Genomic DNA, 17,238 nt, shown 5'->3' with positions numbered 1-17,238 from the left:
TGTGGGTGTCCAGCCCGTTGCGGTGCTGGTCAGCGCCGTGGGCCTGTCCTGCGCGAGCTGCTCGTGTCCCTGCGGGCCGGAGACTCGGTTGTCGTTGGCTTCGGGGCCTGGGGCTGTGGCGGGTGCAACCGGGGGTTCGTTCGTACGCGGGCTGAGATGGAAGCTGCTGGCAGCTCTCCGATGCGACGCAATCGCCAGACGAGTACGTCGGTGACGTTGTCAGCGGTGTCCAACTCGCTTGATTCGATGGCTTTTTGAAGGAGCGCCTCAGGATCGAGTCCTGCGTGTTCGGCTTGGGCGAGGGTGGCGGCAAGGGCGTTCCAGCCGGGTTCGCAGAGGAGGCGGTCGGCCTGTGCGGGGAGGGCGCCTTCGAGGGTGTGGGCGTAGCGGTCGCGGACGGGGGCGGGGAGGTGGCGGCCCTGCGCGGTCATCGTGTTCATGGGGGTGGCGGCAGCAGTTCGGTACGCGGCGCGCAGGTGTTGGGCGGCTTGCCGGGCGGCAGCGGCCTGTTGGGCGTGTCCGCGGGCGGAGTGCCAGCGGATGGCGGCGATGGCGACGAGGACCATGGTGGACAGGAGCATCGCCGTGGCGCCGCCGTCCTCGCCCTTGCCCAGGGCGTTGCCAGCACGGACGATGCCGCGCGCAGCAGAACGTAGAGCGTGATGGTCGGCGTGCTCGGCACGGATGTGGGAGCGAGTGGCGCGCTCGAAGGTGCGGGCTGCTTCCGAGAGTTCCTTGCGGGCAGAGGCCGAGGCCGTCTGAGCGGCCGCGTCGAGGAGTTCGCCGAAGCCGACGAGCTGCGCGGCTATGTCTCCGTCGTGGTCTCCGGCGAGTGTCGTGAGAGCCTGCTCGGCGATGTGGGTGGCGCCGCGTCGTGCGCGGGCCGGTCGGGAGGACTGGGGGACGGGGCCCGCGAGGGCTGGCTCGTTGTCGACTGTTCCGGCTTCAAGGCGTTCCCGGATCTTGGGGAGGGAGAGGTCGGGGGCGAGCTTGGAGCCGGGGAACCAGATGGGCTGGCCGTCGCGATTGCGGTCGCCGGGCAAGGCGACCTTGTATCCGATGGTGTCGCCGGAGGGGGCGATGCGCTTTTCGAGACGCAGGCCGGCCTCGGTGAGGCGGCGGAAGAACTCTTCCTCGTCGGTGGCTCCGGCCAGGGCCTGGCGGACCTGCTCGCGTAGCGTTTCGCGGGGCGGTTCGACCCGGCCCGTGCGTTCGGCCTTGGAGCGTTCGGCACTGGTCGGGCGTCGAGCAGCCGTGCCGTCACCCTGGTTGAGGACCTGCAGACCCCATTCCCTTTCGATCTTGCGGCATTCGGCCTGGGCACGGATGCCATCTTCGTGGCGGCGAGGGCTGCGTCCGTCTTCGCGCTTGAGCGTGGCGACGATGTGGATGTGGTCGTCGGCGTGGCGTACGGCGATCCACCGGCATGCCTTGTCGTCTCCATCCTCGGCGATGCCTGTGGCGTGGACGATGCGGCGGGCGACCTCGCCCCACTCGGCATCGGTGAGGTGCCGGTCGCCGGGCGCGGTGCGTACGGGGCAGTGCCACACGTGCCGGGTCGGGCGTCGGTCCTTCGGCAGGGCGAGGACGGGGAGGTCGAGTCGGTCGGTGAGCTGCTTAAGGGTAGCGGCCGGGTCGCGGCCGGGATCGGGGGCGAGTTCCGGACTCCAGGCGGCGACGATGTGCGGGTCGGTGTGTTCGTCCCGGCGACCGGGGCCATAGAGATAGGCGAGGAGTCCGTACGTACGGCTGCCAGTAGAGATGTCGGGGACCAAGGTTCACCGCCTGGCCAGTTTGATGGCCGCAGCCTCAATCCGGGCCGCGGCTCGCAGGACGCGGGCGACCGCCTCCTCTGCGTAGTCGACGTGGCCTCCGGAATTGAGGATGCGGGCGACCTGGTTGAGGTTGTTGCCGGCGCGGGCGAGCTGGGTGCTCGCGGCCATCATTTCCTCGACCCGGCCGCGCTGGTCCAACAGCCAGGTTTTCGGACCGCCTTGGGCCTGGGCGACGGCGACCGCGGCGTCTGCGAGGAATCCCGCGGTCTTCAGGCCGACGGATTCGGCGGCGCGGTGGACGAGGTCGAGTTCGTCACGGGTCAGGCGGACGCTGCGGATTTGGTCACGGGGCACGCTCTGGCGCAGTCGGGGACGCGCACGCGTCGCGGCGGTCGGGTCTGCTTCTCCCCCAGGCTGCGATCCGCCCTCGGTCGCAGTCTCAGAGCCCGGCATCCCCTGGTGCCGGGCCTCCTCCTCCCCTTCAGGGGTGGGGGCATGCGCTTCCGTAACTCCTCCGCAGCCCGTGGCAGCGGAGGAGTTACGGAAGCTACAGCTTGCTCGGCCTCGGTACGGGCAATGGACCTCTCCCGATTCCAGGCGGGTCTGGGTCGAGTCGTGAAGGGTCATCGTCGAAGGCCGGAGGCGTCGCGGTGTACGTCGCGCAGGATCTCGGCGACGAAGTCCAGGGTCACGACGGGGTGGTGAAGGGTCTGGGGCGTGCTCGCGGGTGTGCGCTTCACGGTCCAGGTCTCGTCGGGTCCGGGTTCTGCGCTGTGCAGGTGCCCGTACCGGATGAGGACGCCGATCCTCGTGTCGGCTTCGAGGCGGGTGGCTGGTGTGGTGTGCATTCGTGGTGCGTCCCGTTTCGTGTGCAGGGGCGGGTGCCCGGCTCGGTGGCGGTTCTGGGCACCCGCCGGAGAGAAGGTGTCCGGTCAGTTGACCGGGTCGCTGACCTGTTGCTGGGCCTTGTCACGTTCTTCGCGCAGGAGGCGCATGAGGTCGGTGAGCCGGTCGTTGCCGAGACCGTGGTTTCGGCTTCGGATGGCGTCGCCGACGACCTTCCGGGTCACGCGTCCTGAGTCGGTGACCGCGGTGCGGGCGATGGCGAGAAGTTCGTCGTCGGTGACCGCCGTTGGCTTCTGGTCACGGTTGTCCGACCGGCGGACTCGGATGGTGTCCGCGAAGGTCTCTAGCGCTTTCGCCTGGGGCGGGACGGTGACCGGCCGAGGTCTGGTGACCGACTGTCCGTCCAGGCCAGCGGCGCGGTCATGGCGTTCAGGTTCCGGGCCGACCGGCGAGTGTCCGAAGGCTTCGGCCGGCGCGGTGACCGTGTTGGTCTCCACGGACACTTCTGTGGCCGATGTCCGGACGGTCGGCCGACAGACGCTGTCGGCGGGCACGTGCCCGGTGGCTATCGGGACGGTGTCCGGGTCGGCATCGCCGTCCCGCCCGCTCCGGGCACTCTGGTTGTCCATTGTCCCGGTCACTGCTGCTTCGGTAATTCGGCGGGCGATGAGGATGTATAGGTGGACGGCTCCGGCCAGGGCGAGTGGGGCCAGGGTGGACAGCACCCCGACGGTGACGTCGCCGAGGCGGAGGCCGGCGTGCTGGGGCTGTTGTTCGTTGAGGCGTACTGCGTGCAGTGCGTTGGCCCAGATGCTGGCGGCAGTCGCTGTGGCGAAGAGCAGCCAGACATAGCAGCGGGCGGCGAGGGGTGCGGTGCGCAGGACGAGGAGTGCGCGTACTCCGTAGGCGATGAAGCCGTCGATGACCAGGGGAAAGACGAAGGTCAGGAAGCCTCGGATGTGGATGGCGGTGGCCATCTGTTGGAGGGCGTCGTAGGAGAGGGCGCATCCGGCGCCGCCGAGGGCGACGATGGCGGCTCGGTCCCATGAGTTGATGTGGGCCGGAGTCGGCGTCGAGTGGCTCATGCGGCGCTCTTGCGTGTGCCGTGTGCGGAGGCTTTGCGCTGCGGGTTATGCGACGTCTTGCGGGTGTTGCCGAGGGGGATCACTGCCGCGTTGGCCTCCGTCGCCTGTTGCTGTTCTGCGGCACGATTGCGGATTTCGCGCCGGGTGCGGCGGTAGAGCTTCTTGGCGTGCTCATCGCTGATCTTGAGCATGGTGGCGAGCCGCTCCGCGGGGATGTCGGCCTGGTAGGCGGCACGCGCGACGGCGCGGCGTTCGGCTCGGGAGAGGAAGATGTCGCGGCCGGCCAATGCGTCGTTGACTCGGCTGTAGTCGAGTCGGAACTCCGTCTTCTTATGCAGCGGCTCCCGTTCCTCTTCGGTCATGCCGCCCCGGATGCCCACGGTGTCGCCGTTGTCGAGCGCGGCGTCAAGGCAGCCTTGGCGAACGGGGCACTGGGCGCAGAGGGTCTTGGCCTGGTGGATGCGGTCCAGTTCGTCGGGTTCGGGGAAGAAGAGGTCGGGGTCGATCTGGTGGTGGGGTGTCGAGCGGCAGGCCGCGTGGTCGCGCCATGCGTGGTTGCCAAGTGCGCGGTGCTGCGAGGTGTTGCTGGTGGTGTGGTGCATGGGTGTCTCCGTCTCCCCTGGGCGCCTTTGGGCAGGGGTGGCCAGGGGGTGGTGCAGGGTGCGGGCGTGACGTGGATCCGCGTGGTCAGGCGCGGGCTGCCGCTGAGGCGTGGCGCTCGGCGGCGAGGGCACGTCTACGGTCGGGGCCGTCGAGGATGACGCGGTCGGTCATCTCGGTCAGGCGGGAGGCGACGCGGTCGCCGATGTGTGTGCGCAGATCGGCCATGCCGAGGTTGGTGGTGATCAGGGTCGGGAGCATCGCGTTGTAGCGGCGGTTGATGAGCCGCATCGTGATCTCCTCGGTCCATTCGCTGTACTTGGCAGCGCCGAGGTCGTCGATGATCAGCAGGGGGCAGCGGGCCAGGTCCATCAGTTCCCGTTCGCCGTCGTGTCCCGGCCTGGGGCGCAGTTCGGCGTAGAGGTCGGCGGCGGTGATTGCTTTCCAGCGCAGTCGAACGCCGGCGATCAGGAGCGAGCGCACCGCTCCGTAGGCCTGATGGGTCTTGCCGGTGCCGGTGGTGCCGACGATCAGGAGTGAGCGGCCTTCGGCGAGTCCGGGGGCGCCTTGGGGGCCGGGGCGTCCGCCGTCGGCGACCTCGCGCACCCAGGCGGCGACGGCGGGGTGATCAGCGACGGCCCTCTGGTAGCGGGCGGGGATGCGGGCCTCGCCCAGTTCGAGGGCGGGTAGCCGCTCTGGTTCGTAGGAGGGTTGTGCGGTGGGGTCCTGGCCGCGAGCCGCGAGGATGCCCGCGAGGCGTCGGGCGAGGCCGCCGACGGGTTGGGCGTCGTGGTCGCGCATCACAGCTCCTCGGCGTAGGCGGCGGCAGGGTCGGCGGGGTTGGCCCAGGCCCGATGGACGGGCAGGTTAGGTCGGGAGCCCGGCCGGTCCGAGTTGGTCCGGGAGGCATTCATCGCTTCGTGGACGAGGCTCGGCAGGGTGCTGGGGTGGAGGCCCTTGGCCCGGTGCAGGCTCAGCCCCGAACGGATGTGGGCGGGGGCGATGCCTTCGGAGAGGAGTCTGGCCGTCTCCCGGCCCAGGTGTCCCAGGACTCCGCTGGGTGGGCGGTGTGTGCAGGCAGCGGTGTATTCGGCAATGAGCTGTTGGGCGGACAGTTGCTGGGGGGCGGGAGCGCTTGCGCTCCCCGAAGGGGAAGTAGTTCCTAGATCCAGGTTCCTAGGTCCTAGATCCGGAGTGTGAGGATTCACCGAGGGCTCAGTGAGCTGTGCGTGAGGTTGTGCGGAGCCGCCCGCTACAACTGTCTGACCTGCTATTTCGAGGCGTTCGGGCGCGTCCGCAGGGTGGGGTGACAGTCGCTTGTCAGCGTCGTGAGCCGTCAGTGAGTCCTCAGTGAGCACTCGTCGCGCGTTCGCATCCTCGGCCTGGTCGGCGGGCTTCTGGTCGTGGTGTGGGCAAGGTGGGGTGCGCACGCCGCTCGGCCGGTTGATCCGCTGGTGCTGGGACCAGGTGACGACGTGGAGGTAGGCCTTGCCGTCGTCACCTGTGTAGCGGCAGATGAGGTCTTCGGCAGCGAGTTGGATGAGGTCGTCCTCGACCCCCATGGGCCCATGGCCCGGTCGCAGGGACCACAGCAGGCCGGCGATGACGGCAGGTTGGTCGCGGAAGCGGCCGCGGTCGTCGGCTTGGGTGAGGAGGCCGTAGAAGGTCCGTTCGGCGGTCAGGGAGACCGCAGCGAGAGATTCGGACGCGAAGGCTTCGGGCTTGATGGTGCGGATGCGAGCCATGGTCAGCGTGCTCCGTCCATCGAGTACGCAGTGGCTGGGGCGTTGGTGATCGATCCGCTTGCCACGTCGAGTACGTGCTCGTGGCGCCACTCGGCCTCGGGGCAGGCACGGATGATCCAGCGGGCTGCCGTTCGGGCTTGGGCCTGGTTGAGCGTGAGCCGTCGCCCTGCTGCGTCGTAGGCGGTTGCGTAGGGGCTTGGCCAGGTCCGTGCCGGTGCGTGGAGCGTGACCCGGATCGTGCGGGCGCCTGGGATGACCTCTGCGAGGCAGCGCGTCAGCCGGATGCGGCGATTGCCGGCGGCTGGGCTGCCGACGGAAGCACGAGGGCCTGCCGGCCTTTCGCGGCTGTGCTGGGACATGCGAGAATTCCTCACTCGTAGATGAAGTGGGACGGCCGTTCTCGTCGAAAAGGCCAGCCGACCCGCTCCAGTTATGAAGCCGCCCCCTCGGGGTGCGGTCTCGGCGTCCGGAAGCTGCGAACTTCTGGGCGCCGGTTTCATTTCCCCCGGTGGGGACGCCATCTCTGGCGTGTGGTAACTCCCAAACAGCTCCTTCGAGTTGCTCTCCAGGTCGGCGCTGCCGCCGAGGGATCAGCAACATATGCACGCAGCCTTCGGCGATCCAGCGGACCGCGTCCACGGCCTCACTGCGACGCCGACTCCTCATCGCCGACGCACGGCGAGCAGTCGACCTGCGCGTCCTGACGCCCGCGGGACACGCAGGTCGACATGAGCCCAGGGGTGCAGGAGGTGTACGTTGGACACCTCGAATCGCCAAACTGAATCTATCCCGGTTTGAGCATCGAATCAACAAGCTGAAGTTTTCGGGATTTGGGAAACCAGGATCGGGAGAGCCGCCAGATGGCCCCTCGTCGCTTCGACCGCGACCGAGTTCGCGCCCTGCGCCGCGCACGCGACATCACGCAGAGCGATCTCGGGGACGCGATCGGTGTGGGTGACTCGACCGTGGCCAGCTGGGAGCTGGGCTCCTCGACACCCGACGGTGAGAAGCTGCCCCTCCTGGCCAGATTCTTCGGCCTCCCGCTGGACGACCTGTTCCCCCGCCCCTCAGGCGAGCAGCCCGACCTGGCCGATCTGCGCTGCGATGCCGGCTACAGCCAGTACCAGACGCGAGAGCTCATCGGCACCAAGAGCTCGGGCCCGGTCGCCAATGCCGAGCGCGGCAAGCGTCGTCTGAGTCCGAAGTTCCAGGAACCACTGGCGAAGGCCTACGGCGTGCCCGTCGAGGAACTCCTGGCGGCGCAGGAGCGCTCTTTCGGCATCGAGGTGCCGGTGGCATCCGGTGGATCGTCTGTGCCCCGATCGGTGGCCGAGAAGATCACCTACCTGTTGGAGCATTCATATCCCGGCGCTCAGACTCCCCCGTCGGACGCCGAGATCGCCCGCGCGGTCAATGGGCACGCCGGTGGCCAGGTCATCACGGAGACCGGTGTGCGCGAGCTGAGAACGGGCGTCGACGCCGAACTGCCGCCGCTCGTCGCGTCCGGCCTGGCCGAAGTCTTCGATGTCTCCCCTCTGTTCTTCCAGCCGGACGACACCGTGGCCCGGCAGGTGGTGGAGGGGCTGCGGCTGCTCGCTGCAGTCAGGACCGGCGCGGTGGGGCGCGTAGCGGCGCGAGGGCTCGGGCCGGAGGGGATGTCGGACGAGCTTCTGTCGTTCCTGAACCAGGTCGTTCAGGAGATGGCCGACAGGGAAAAGCCCGGAGCCGACGGCCCCGGGCACTGAACAACTTCCTTTGTACGCTTACTCGTTGGTGTCCAGGTGGTGGTGTCGTCCCGCCGCGATCACCGCGTTGACCGACTTCAGGGAGTCGAGGTCGGTGAGCGGGTCGCCCTCCACCACCAGGAGATCGGCGCTGAACCCGAGGGTCAGCTGCCCCGTGGTGTCGCCGAGCCCCAGCGCGCCAGCTGCTTCCGTGGTGGCCATCGCGAGGATGCGCTCGTTGGGCAGCCCCAGGTGCTCGTAGAAGCGGAGGCTTGAGGGCAGTCCGTCGAAGCCGGCGCGCTGCACCCCGGCGTCCGTACCCGCGATCAGCCGGGCTCCGGCCTGAGCCATGCGCCGTACGGCGTCGAACATGGCCTCGGCGCGTTCGGGGCCGAAGAACTTCGGCAGCATCGGCCAGTGCGGGCTGACCGCCGGGCAGACGTAGATGCCCTTGTCGATGATCTGGGTGAGCACGTCCTCAAGGACCTCGAACCCGTCGGCGGTCATCCAGGTGCAGTGCTCGATCGTGTCGACGCCTGCCTCGACCGCGGCGGTGATGCCATCGACGCCGTGGGCGTGCGCGGCGACCGGCAGTCCGGCGCGGTGAGCCTCGTCGACGAGCGCGTCCAGCTCGGCCCGGGAGAACTGGGTCTCCCAGCTCTTGGCGCCCCCCTTGGTGAGCCCGCCGCCGGTCTCCATGACCTTGATGACCTTGGCACCGGCAGCCACGTTGCACTGCACGAGACGGCGTACTTCGTCAACACCGGACACCTCACCTCCGAGGAACCAGCAGTGGCCCCCCGGAGGCGTCACGGGCGTGGTGGCCGAGACGACGCGGGGGCCGACGCTGAGGCCGTCAGCGACGGACTGCGCCAGGCGCACGGCCAGGCCATTGCGGTCACCGAGGTCGCGCGCGGTGGTGATGCCCGTGCGCAGCAGCTGCTCGGCTCGGGCCTGCATCGACGTGAACAGGGCCTCGTCGTCCTCCTCCTCAAGGGTGGCGACGGGTTCGGGGCCCGCGTCGAAGCAAAGGTGCACATGAGCGTCGATCAGCCCGGGCATCACCGTGCCGGCCGGGAAAGCAAGACGCGGCTCATCGGGGTGAGCGTGGCGCTGGACCTCTTCGCGTGGTCCGATACCGGCGATCGCGCCATCTCGTACGAGGACGGCACCATCGGCGATCGGCTGCCGGTCAGGTCCGGCGAGAACGTGGGCGGCGGTGATCAGCATGTGGCGCGGTTCTCCTTGTGTTGCAAGTCAGTTGTGGAGCGCAGGGCATCGGACAGGGCGAGGAGCTCTTGCATGTCGGCTTCCCGGCTGCGTGGGCCCGGCAGAGTAGGCATCGTGGGCGTGGCTGCGTTCGTCGGTACCCCGCTCCTGCGGGAGTACACGGCTGCGCGGAGTTGCTCAGCCACCCGGTCAACGTTCGTCTCGTCCGACACCGCATCGCTGCGCGGATTCGATTCCAGGTACGGGCTGATCTCGACCAGGCCGTCGCGGCACTCGACGAACCGGCGGTGATGCCTACGGTGGACGCCCCGCGCTCGCCACTGGTCCCAGCGCGAACGTGAGTCGGACTTGAGCACCACATGCGGCGCGGCCTCGGTCATCAACAGCCAGAGCGGTTCGAGGCGAGCATGTTCGCGCCGATGTCGCAGCCACAACCGACACAGCGACAGACGCGTGCGTAGGCCGGGATAGGTGATACCGAGGACAAACAGCAGGCTCGAGCAGACGAGGATCAGCGCTACGCAGAGCAAGACCGAGTCGGAGACCGCCGCTCCGCGCCATCGCGCTGCGACGATGACGGCACGCATCGCGCAAGCGGTCGCCATGCCGACCATGCCCGCTCCGGCGGCCCACAGGCCCGTCGAGTGCGGCCTCATGGACAGTCGTGCATACCGGCGGGTCCACAGGCCGGCAACTGTCAACGCGTACATCAGATACACGCCGGCCACTGCGTAGAAGAAGGCAACTTGCCACACTGTCATGTCGGTTGTGGCGAAGCTGCCTGCCAGCTCCCGGTGCGGGACGCTTGCTGCGGCGGCCGTGATGGCGACGCCGACCACGAGCACGAGGGCGGCCTCGGCCCGTACCCGGCGGCGGCCACGGCGCTCGTCCGCGGCCGCGTACAGGTAGAAGCACATCAGAAAGTACACCGTGGCGAGCAGCAACAGATTCTGAGCGACCTTTGCAGCGCCATCGCCGGCGACCGTATCCAGGCCTGTCGCTCCCCCGGGCATGGCGACCGGGTACGACGCGGCCGCACACGTCAGGCAGAGGGTGACGGACCGAAGGGGTCGATCACTCGGCGCCTTCGACAGCTGGTACCACTTCCAGGCCACGGCCACGCCGAGGCAGAAGAGGAAGACGAACGCCACTACAGCCACCCTGCATGATCGCCCAAAGCCGACTGCACCCGGCGGACTGACAGGTCATCACTTTGCACCGTCGGCGTGACGTGATCCAAGATCGCCGCCCACTCCCCCACGATCGTGGCGACGAGCTCGGCTTCCTGCTCCTCCTTGGTCCCGTACGAGCAGCGAAGGAGCGCACGTCGTATCGCGTCCGCGCCGAGCCCGGGAAGCAGGGCCTCCCATACGGCACCGCCCGGCGGTCCAGGATGGTCGGCGAGGATGTGTCCCAGCTCGTGCAGGACGATGTGGTCCTGGTGGTGCGCTGTCGTCTCCCGCTGGAAGACGATCACGTCTGCCTGCGGCGTCTCGAGCCATGCCCCGAGCGGGCCATCGGCCCGCAGCGGAAAGGCCCGCAGTTCGATGTGCCGGCCTCTGTGCCGCGCAAGCGCCGTACACAGATCCGGCACGCTCAGCGGCGGCTGAACATCGAGCGAACGCAGCAAGCGCCGAATACGCTTCTCCAGCTCACGGCTGGTCCACACCTGCACGCCACGTCCGCTAGACCGCTCACGTGGGACCGGCCGCGCCCGTTTCTCGGAAGCCTGCCCCGATCCGAGGCTCGGTACCGATTCAGACCTGCCGGAACGCCACCGCAACACCACGGCTGCCCAGCTCCTTCACTCACACACTATTTGCATGAGTAATCCTGCACAGCCACTTCCGCCACCAGGAGTGGCGCTACTCGACCTGTCGCACCCTCGACACTCCGCACACATCCAAAATGTCGCTCTCCATGCACATCAACCAGCAAAAATAATCGGACATAACCTCAAATTCTTCCTACGTGGGGAGCGGTGCATTCGGCACATGAGTGACACAGCCCATACGCCGCCCAAGCACGCGGTTTCTCCGGAGTTGGGCCCCCTGCTCAAGCGGTGGCGCAAACGGATCGACCACAGGCGGATCACCGGCATCGATTCCACGCGCAGACGACTGAAGCCCGGGCTGACTCAGGACGAGGTCGCCTCTCTCACCGGCGTCGCAAGCTCCTGGTATCGCCAGCTGGAGGGCGGCAACCCGCGCCCCGTCTCAGAACAGTTCGTCCAGCGCTTGGCCATGACTCTCCGGCTGGCGGAAGCCGAGCGCGTCATCCTCTTCCAGCTCGCGCTCGGCCACGCGCCTCCACCGCCCCGGACAGCGCCAGACCCCGCGTCCTATGCGAATCTGCAGTCAGTGCTCGACGCACTCCTGCCTCATCCCGCCTATGTCTCGAACCTCTGGTGGGACATCGTCGCCCATAACAAGCCCCAGGAGGACTGGTTCCCCTGGCTGCCCTACGAGCCCAACCTGATGCGCTTCGCCTTCTTGTATCCAGAGGCCCGGGAACAGCTCGTCAACTGGCGCAGCGACTGGGCCATCCCCTTCCTCGCACAGATCCGCTTCGCGATCGCCACGCATCCCGACGTTCCAGAGCTCCTACAACTCCGCGACGACATCCTGGACGGCAACCACGAAGCTCGTGAACTCTGGGCCGAACGTCTGGCACAGGCGCATCCAGACGGGGATGTCCGTAGCTTCTCGCTGCCATTTCACGACGGCCAGGAGATCCAAGTACGCATCATGGCCTTCGCCCCTTTGAGCCATCCAGAGCTACGCATGATCGCGCTGGTCCGACAATGAGCGGAGTCTTCGATCTCACCGTCATCAACATCATCTGCCGCTCCATCGAGGCATCACGACGGAAAACCCGAGGGCCCCTCATGCACAACCGTGAGGTCTGGGGATCACTCAACTCAGGGGGCTGGTTGGCTCGGTTCGCGGGTCGGATGCTTGTGGTCTGTCCGCGATGCGGGGGCCGTGCTCTCGTGATCCCCCGGCCTGGCCTTTCTGATCCCAGATACTTCAGCGAGCTCCTGTTCCAGCCGCGTCGTCTGGCTTGTGGAGGGTGCGGTGCAGTCGCCGACTGGAAACCTGAGTTGCAGGGGGCTGGGCTGGTCGGCGCGGTACTGGGCGGCAGTGAGGATCCGTTCTTCCAGCGGCCTCTGTGGCTGCAGACCCGTTGCGCCGGTCACATCTTGTGGGCCTACAACGAGGAGCACGTCGACGAACTGTCCGCCTACGCCGGGGCGCGATTGCGAGAGCGTGGCGGCGTGCAGTCGACGATGTCGATGCTCGCTCGGCTGCCGGCGTGGATGAAGGTGTCGGACAATCGCGCGGAGGTGCTGGCCGGCCTGGAGACGCTGCGGGCGCTGGCCGAACGGATGGCACCTGCCGACCGCTCCGATGCCGCGCACGGGCGCGGTGACCGTCCCCGAGCGCGCAGGAGTATGTACTTCCGGGGCGGCCCTATGAGTCGTGAAGGACCTGGTCACAGCCACTCGTCGATGGTTGCGATGAGGACGGTTGCCTCGTAGCGGACAGCGAGCTTGTCGTATCGCGTAGCGACCGCCCGGTGTCTCTTGAGGCGGTTGATCCCGCACTCGACCGCGTGGCGCTCGCGGTAGTCGGCCGGGTCGAAGTACGGAGGCTGGCCGCCGCGGGAGCCGAGCTTCTGGCGGTTGCGGGCCTGGTCGGTCTTTTCCGGGATGGTGCATCGGATCCCGCGTCGGCGCAGGTAGGCGCGGTTTCTGCGGGAGGCGTACGCTTTGTCGGCCCGGACTCGATTCGGTCGGACGCGGGGTCTGCCTGGTCCGATGCGGGGCACGCGGATCTTCTCCAGCACGGGTTCGAACTGCGGTGAGTCCCCGCGCTGCCCAGCCGTGATCACGATCGTCATGGGTTTCTGACCTTGTTCGACGGCCAGGTGCAGTTTGGTGGTGAACCCGCCGCGCGACCGTCCCAGCCCATGATCACGGGGCTCGGTGAAGATGCCGCCCGGTGGTTCTTTCTGCAGGCCACCCTGCTTGCGGGCCCCGGCCGCGTGCTGATGGGCGCGGCAGACCGTGGAATCGACGCTCAGGTTCCAGACGATCGCGCCCTTCGCGTCGGCGAGGGACTGGAGCTGGGTGAGGATCCGCTGCCAGGTGCCGTTCCGCTGCCATCGGCGAAACAGGTCGTAGACCCGGCTCCATGGTCCGTATTCGACGGGGATGTCCCGCCACGGAACTCCGGTCCGGACCCGGAACCGTATGCCGTCGATCAGTTGCCGCCGAGGCCAGACGGGTGGCCGACCCGACCTGGCGCCCTTCGGCAACAGCGGCTCCAGCACCGCCCACTGCTCGTCCGTGAGATCTCCCCGCCCCATGAACCGTGATCATTCACAGTTCAAGATCCACTTTCGATACACGGCCTAGGCGACGCGATCCATACGATCTGCGACCACTTCGTCGCCTGGAGGCAGGCAGCAACACCGGACCATGGTGGTCCGAAAACCCCACGTTCGCCTGGCTCAAGGCGGGTTGGCTACGCCAGCGCCCTCCCGGACAGCCGAACTCGTGCTACGGCACGCCCGACTCATGGATGCCACGATGAGGGAACGCCACTTCGACCTACGTCAAAAGTGGGCAGGGCATTCCGATTGATAGGATCGCGGCATGAACTCCCCCGCCCAGCCGCTGCGCAGCGACGCCGAGCGCAACCGAGGACGGATCATCGCCGCCGCGCGAACCGTGTTCGGGCGTGATGGTCTGGGTGCTTCCATGGCCTCCGTGGCTCGTGAGACAGGCGTGGGGGTCGCCACTCTCTTTCGTCATTTCCGCAGTAAGGAAGACCTGGTCGCCGCAGTTTTCATCGACCGCATGGACGGGTACGTCGCCGCCGTCAACGAAGCCCTCGACGTTCCCGACCCATGGGAAGCGTTCACCGGGTTCATCGAATCCATCTGCGCCATGCAGGCTGCCGACCGCGGCTTCGCCGACGTGCTGACCATGGCCTTCCCCGCCGCCAGAGCCATGGAGGAACGCCGCACCGAGGCATACCACGGCTTCTTGGAGCTCATCGGCCGCGCCAAGGAGAGTGGGCACCTACGCGAGGACTTCACGAACCAAGACCTCGTCATCCTGCTCATCGCCAACGCCGGCGTCGTCAACTTCACCGGCGACGCCGCGCCCGACGCCTGGCGCCGCCTCGTCGCCCTACTGATCCAGTCCTTCCAGGCCCCGGCCCGCGCCCCCTTGCCCGCCCCGCCCCGGGACAACGCCCTCTACAAGGCCATGCTCCGCGCCAGCCCGACGGGCATTACCTCGCCCGAGCAGCAGGAGAAGAACTGACCGCTGTGAGTTCACGTCTGCTCGATGCGACAGCTCACAGCCGAGTCGGTGGACGCTGGTCGTTGGTCGCGCTGGTCGGCCACGAACCGAGCTGGGTGCGGCTCCTGCGTCCAACCGAGCTTGCGCCGTGTCAGTTCATGACGACCCCCTCCTGCGAGGGGTGCAGGTAGCCCAAACACGGCGGACAGCTCATTTCCTGCACACACTCACCCGCGAAGCCGCGATGGCCTGGCGGCAGGTAAGCCGCTTCAAGGAGGAACGGGGCTCTGCCGCGGACAGCGGCGCCTCTCCGGGGAACGGGGTGCAAGGAGCGTCGTCACGGGAGCGGTCTCGGCCGCCCCCGCGACGACAGCTCGGGAGCGATCAGCTGGCAGCCGGGGCGAGAATCATGTCAACGGAACGTTGCGCGATCTTCCAGCGGCCATCCTCGGCCCGGTAATGGTCGGTCAGCTCGACGATGTGTCCGGCCTGAGTGTCCGGATAGAGGGCAGGGCCTCCATCGGTCGACGTCGGTCCCGCGTAGGCGATCAAGGTGATCGTTCCTTGGGCAGTGGTGTCGTCAATGGCGTGGAAGTGCTGGCTGGTCACCAGGTGACGAACGGTGAGCTCGGGTCCGGAGCGGGCATTGAGCAGCTCCAGGATCTCGGCGTGACCGTTTAGCCTGCGCCCGCGTACGTCGTACTGGGCGTCGGGGGCGAACAGGTCGAGCACACCGTCGTACTCTCGGCGGTCGTAGTGGTGGAAGAAGGCATCATTCAGCCGGGCCAGCGACCAGGCCGCGGCGTCCTCGGGAGTCATGCGATCGCCCCCTTGGCGACAGCCGTGTCGGGGCTGCTGTGCGTCTTGAGGATGAAGTCGAACTCGGCGGTGTTGTAGGGACCCTGGAACCCCTGCTCGGCTATGTCCTTCGGGTCGTCGTTCAGCACGCTGTCGGCCTGCAGGGCCGGCTGGGCGATCTTCGGGCCTACGAAGTCGACGGGGATGACAGGGTCGCCCGTGAAGTAGATCTCGCCGAACCACGGGGCGATGAGGTCGGGGTGGTGGATCTCGTAGTGGATGTGAGCCGGCCGGTAGAGGCTGCGGCCGATGGCCGCAGTGGCCTCGGCGATCCCGTCGACCGGCGTGACGTGCTCGTCGGCATACGGGGCCGGGGTGATGGTGGTGAAGGTGTAGCGGCCGTCGTCATCGGTGAACAGGTGACCGCGCAGGTTGTACTTCGGCACTCCGTCGTCGTACCGGCCGGAGTAGTTGCCGTTGTCGGCCGCATGGTAGATCTCCATCTTGGCGCCGGCCAACGGCTTGCCGTTGCCGTCCAGGATGCGGCCGGAGGCGATCAACGGGGTGCCGGGCTCGTCGGGACGCATGGGCAGAGTGCCGCCATTGCCGATGTGCGGAGTGTCGGGGATGACGGTCGGGCTCTCGACATCGTCGGCAGGGGTGTAGCCGTCCTGGCCGCCCTGGAAGAGCTCGCTGTACAGCGGCATCGCGACCAGCGCCAGGGGGGCGCCGGTGGCGTGCTGGACCTTCTGCAGGAGGTTCGTGACCGCGTTGAGGTCCTCGAAGGTCAGGCCTTCCTCGTCGCGCAGACGGATGAGGGCGGCCTTGAACGCCTCGACGAGGCGCACCGCGCGGAGATTGATCCGCGCCGGGTCGACGTACGACGGGTCGATAGCTGAGGTCATGTCGCTCTGTTCCTCGAAATGTTGGGGATCGTTACTGGAAGGCGTCCGTCGGCTGATGTCGTCAGCGAAGCGGCGGATCGCGGATGGAAGGGCTGGGAGCGTTGGTCATGTTGCGTCGAGTCCGGCTGTCGGCGGTCCAGTGGCGTGAAGCACGCCCCGCCCGGCACGCACGCTCGCCGCACCGAGAGCAACGCTGAAACGCAGCCCGCTCCCCAGAAGCGCTTCAGGCCGAAGCCTGCGTGAGCTTCGTCAGCTCCTGGTCGGTCAGCCGCAGGCCGGCCATTCCCAGGAGCGCCGGAAGCTGCTCCGGCGTGCGGGCGGAGGCGATGGGGGCCACCACGGTGGGCTGGGCGGCGAGCCACGCCAGGGCGATCGTCGCGACTGCAACGCCGTGCGCCTGGGCAACCTCGTCGACCGCGGTGAGAACCCTCTGCCCGCGCTCGGTTGCCAGGTAATGTGCGGCATACCCAGTCCGCGCGCTGTCGACCGTGGTGCCGGGGCGGTACTTGCCGGTGAGGAAGCCGGAAGCCAGCGCGAAATACGGGGCCGCGGCGAGCCCGGCCTCCTCTGCGAGGTCTTGGAGTTCGCCCTCATAGGTCTCACGCGAGACCAGGTTGTAGTGCGGCTGCAGCGCCACATACCGGGCCAGGCCCTCGCGGTCGGAGAAGTCGAGCGACTCCTTCAGGCGTACGGCGGAGATGTTGGAGGCGGCGATGTGACGCACCTTGCCCGCCTTCACCAGCTCGTCGAGCGCGCCGATGATCTCTTCGACCGGCACCTCCGGCCGGTCGGCGTGGGTGTAGTAAAGGTCGATGTAGTCGGTACCGAGACGCCGAAGGGACGCCTCGGCCGCCGCCTTGATGGTGTCGGCGCGCAGTCCCTCGTACTCGGGGTGCAACCCGACCTTGGTCGCGACGATCACATCGGCCCGATTGCCGCGCTGCTGCAGCCACTTGCCGATGACGTTCTCCGACTCACCGCCCTCGTTGCCTTCGATCATCGCGGTGTAGGCGTCGGCTGTGTCGATGAAGTTGCCGCCGGCGGCAGTGTAGGCGTCGAGGATCTCGAAGGACTGCTTCTCGTCGGCGGTCCAGCCGAAGACGTTGCCACCGAGAGTAAGCGGGAAGACGTTCAGGTCGGACGAGCCGAGCTGGCGCAATGTGGTCATGCTGAATCACAACTCCGGTTTACCGAGGGATTGTTGTCGTTCGGGAGT

General features: G+C 67.8%; 17 protein-coding genes. 3 read left to right on the top strand and 14 right to left on the bottom strand.

What is annotated here, in order from left to right; all coding sequences use genetic code 11:
- Nucleotides 1-29: 29 nt before the first annotated feature.
- From ACWIGU_RS39770 to ACWIGU_RS39740, 7 genes are all read right to left on the bottom strand, one after another.
- Nucleotides 30-1,775: a relaxase/mobilization nuclease domain-containing protein gene (locus ACWIGU_RS39770; RefSeq protein ID WP_454406696.1), complete on the bottom strand. Its 1,746-nt coding sequence runs from the start codon at nt 1,773-1,775 to the stop codon at nt 30-32.
- A 3-nt stretch (nt 1,776-1,778) separates the two neighbouring features.
- The gene (locus ACWIGU_RS39765; RefSeq protein ID WP_454406695.1) at nt 1,779-2,129 is read right to left on the bottom strand and encodes a plasmid mobilization protein; all 351 of its coding nucleotides are present in this window, start codon (nt 2,127-2,129) and stop codon (nt 1,779-1,781) included.
- 269 nt (nt 2,130-2,398) lie between these two features.
- The gene (locus ACWIGU_RS39760) at nt 2,399-2,623 is read right to left on the bottom strand and encodes a hypothetical protein (protein WP_454406694.1); all 225 of its coding nucleotides are present in this window, start codon (nt 2,621-2,623) and stop codon (nt 2,399-2,401) included.
- 84 nt (nt 2,624-2,707) lie between these two features.
- Nucleotides 2,708-3,706, bottom strand: coding sequence for a DUF2637 domain-containing protein (locus ACWIGU_RS39755; protein ID WP_454406693.1), 999 nt, complete (start codon nt 3,704-3,706; stop codon nt 2,708-2,710).
- Nucleotides 3,703-4,308, bottom strand: a complete 606-nt coding sequence (locus ACWIGU_RS39750; protein ID WP_454406691.1) for a WhiB family transcriptional regulator — start codon at nt 4,306-4,308, stop codon at nt 3,703-3,705. Before ACWIGU_RS39750 ends, ACWIGU_RS39755 begins: the two co-directional genes overlap by 4 nt.
- Before the next feature lie 85 nt (nt 4,309-4,393).
- A complete protein-coding gene (locus ACWIGU_RS39745) occupies nt 4,394-5,107 on the bottom strand; it encodes an ATP-binding protein (RefSeq protein ID WP_356008595.1) in 714 nt (237 codons plus the stop codon).
- Complete coding sequence (locus tag ACWIGU_RS39740) at nt 5,107-6,051, bottom strand: hypothetical protein (RefSeq protein WP_454406690.1); 945 nt, start codon at nt 6,049-6,051, stop codon at nt 5,107-5,109. The genes ACWIGU_RS39745 and ACWIGU_RS39740 overlap by 1 nt, the downstream gene beginning before the upstream one ends.
- Before the next feature lie 860 nt (nt 6,052-6,911).
- Here ACWIGU_RS39740 and ACWIGU_RS39735 point away from each other — a divergent pair.
- Nucleotides 6,912-7,796, top strand: coding sequence for a helix-turn-helix domain-containing protein (locus ACWIGU_RS39735; RefSeq protein WP_454406689.1), 885 nt, complete (start codon nt 6,912-6,914; stop codon nt 7,794-7,796).
- A gap of 18 nt (nt 7,797-7,814) precedes the next feature.
- Here the strand turns inward: ACWIGU_RS39735 and ACWIGU_RS39730 are convergent, their stop codons facing one another.
- Genes ACWIGU_RS39730 through ACWIGU_RS39720 form a run of 3 tightly spaced genes read right to left on the bottom strand, consistent with a single transcriptional unit; the run spans nt 7,815 to nt 10,680 of the window.
- The gene (locus ACWIGU_RS39730) at nt 7,815-9,005 is read right to left on the bottom strand and encodes an amidohydrolase family protein (protein ID WP_454406687.1); all 1,191 of its coding nucleotides are present in this window, start codon (nt 9,003-9,005) and stop codon (nt 7,815-7,817) included.
- The gene (locus tag ACWIGU_RS39725; protein WP_454406686.1) at nt 8,999-10,156 is read right to left on the bottom strand and encodes an MAB_1171c family putative transporter; all 1,158 of its coding nucleotides are present in this window, start codon (nt 10,154-10,156) and stop codon (nt 8,999-9,001) included. Before ACWIGU_RS39725 ends, ACWIGU_RS39730 begins: the two co-directional genes overlap by 7 nt.
- Nucleotides 10,156-10,680 (bottom strand): hypothetical protein, encoded by a 525-nt coding sequence (locus ACWIGU_RS39720; protein ID WP_329576639.1) that lies wholly within the window; start codon nt 10,678-10,680, stop codon nt 10,156-10,158. Before ACWIGU_RS39720 ends, ACWIGU_RS39725 begins: the two co-directional genes overlap by 1 nt.
- Before the next feature lie 319 nt (nt 10,681-10,999).
- On the opposite strand from ACWIGU_RS39720, the gene ACWIGU_RS39715 reads away from it, so the two are divergent.
- Nucleotides 11,000-11,812 (top strand): helix-turn-helix transcriptional regulator, encoded by an 813-nt coding sequence (locus tag ACWIGU_RS39715; protein WP_454406685.1) that lies wholly within the window; start codon nt 11,000-11,002, stop codon nt 11,810-11,812.
- A gap of 688 nt (nt 11,813-12,500) precedes the next feature.
- Here the strand turns inward: ACWIGU_RS39715 and ACWIGU_RS39710 are convergent.
- Nucleotides 12,501-13,376, bottom strand: a complete 876-nt coding sequence (locus ACWIGU_RS39710) for an IS5 family transposase (RefSeq protein WP_454406683.1) — start codon at nt 13,374-13,376, stop codon at nt 12,501-12,503.
- A 289-nt stretch (nt 13,377-13,665) separates the two neighbouring features.
- Between ACWIGU_RS39710 and ACWIGU_RS39705 the strand changes: the two genes are divergently transcribed.
- On the top strand, nt 13,666-14,340 hold the full coding sequence (locus ACWIGU_RS39705; RefSeq protein WP_454406681.1) for a TetR/AcrR family transcriptional regulator: 675 nt from the start codon (nt 13,666-13,668) through the stop codon (nt 14,338-14,340).
- A gap of 363 nt (nt 14,341-14,703) precedes the next feature.
- On the opposite strand, the gene ACWIGU_RS39700 is transcribed toward ACWIGU_RS39705, so the two are convergent.
- The 3 genes from ACWIGU_RS39700 to ACWIGU_RS39690 form a co-directional block, all read right to left on the bottom strand.
- Complete coding sequence (locus ACWIGU_RS39700) at nt 14,704-15,138, bottom strand: nuclear transport factor 2 family protein (RefSeq protein WP_454406680.1); 435 nt, start codon at nt 15,136-15,138, stop codon at nt 14,704-14,706.
- The gene (locus ACWIGU_RS39695; RefSeq protein ID WP_454406679.1) at nt 15,135-16,022 is read right to left on the bottom strand and encodes a dioxygenase family protein; all 888 of its coding nucleotides are present in this window, start codon (nt 16,020-16,022) and stop codon (nt 15,135-15,137) included. Before ACWIGU_RS39695 ends, ACWIGU_RS39700 begins: the two co-directional genes overlap by 4 nt.
- 223 nt (nt 16,023-16,245) lie before the next feature.
- Nucleotides 16,246-17,190: an aldo/keto reductase gene (locus tag ACWIGU_RS39690; protein WP_454406677.1), complete on the bottom strand. Its 945-nt coding sequence runs from the start codon at nt 17,188-17,190 to the stop codon at nt 16,246-16,248.
- Nucleotides 17,191-17,238: the final 48 nt, after the last annotated feature.

The sequence above is a fragment of the Streptomyces sp. NPDC055400 genome (genome assembly GCF_053644375.1).
This window is presented reverse-complemented; position numbering and strand designations above follow the sequence as displayed.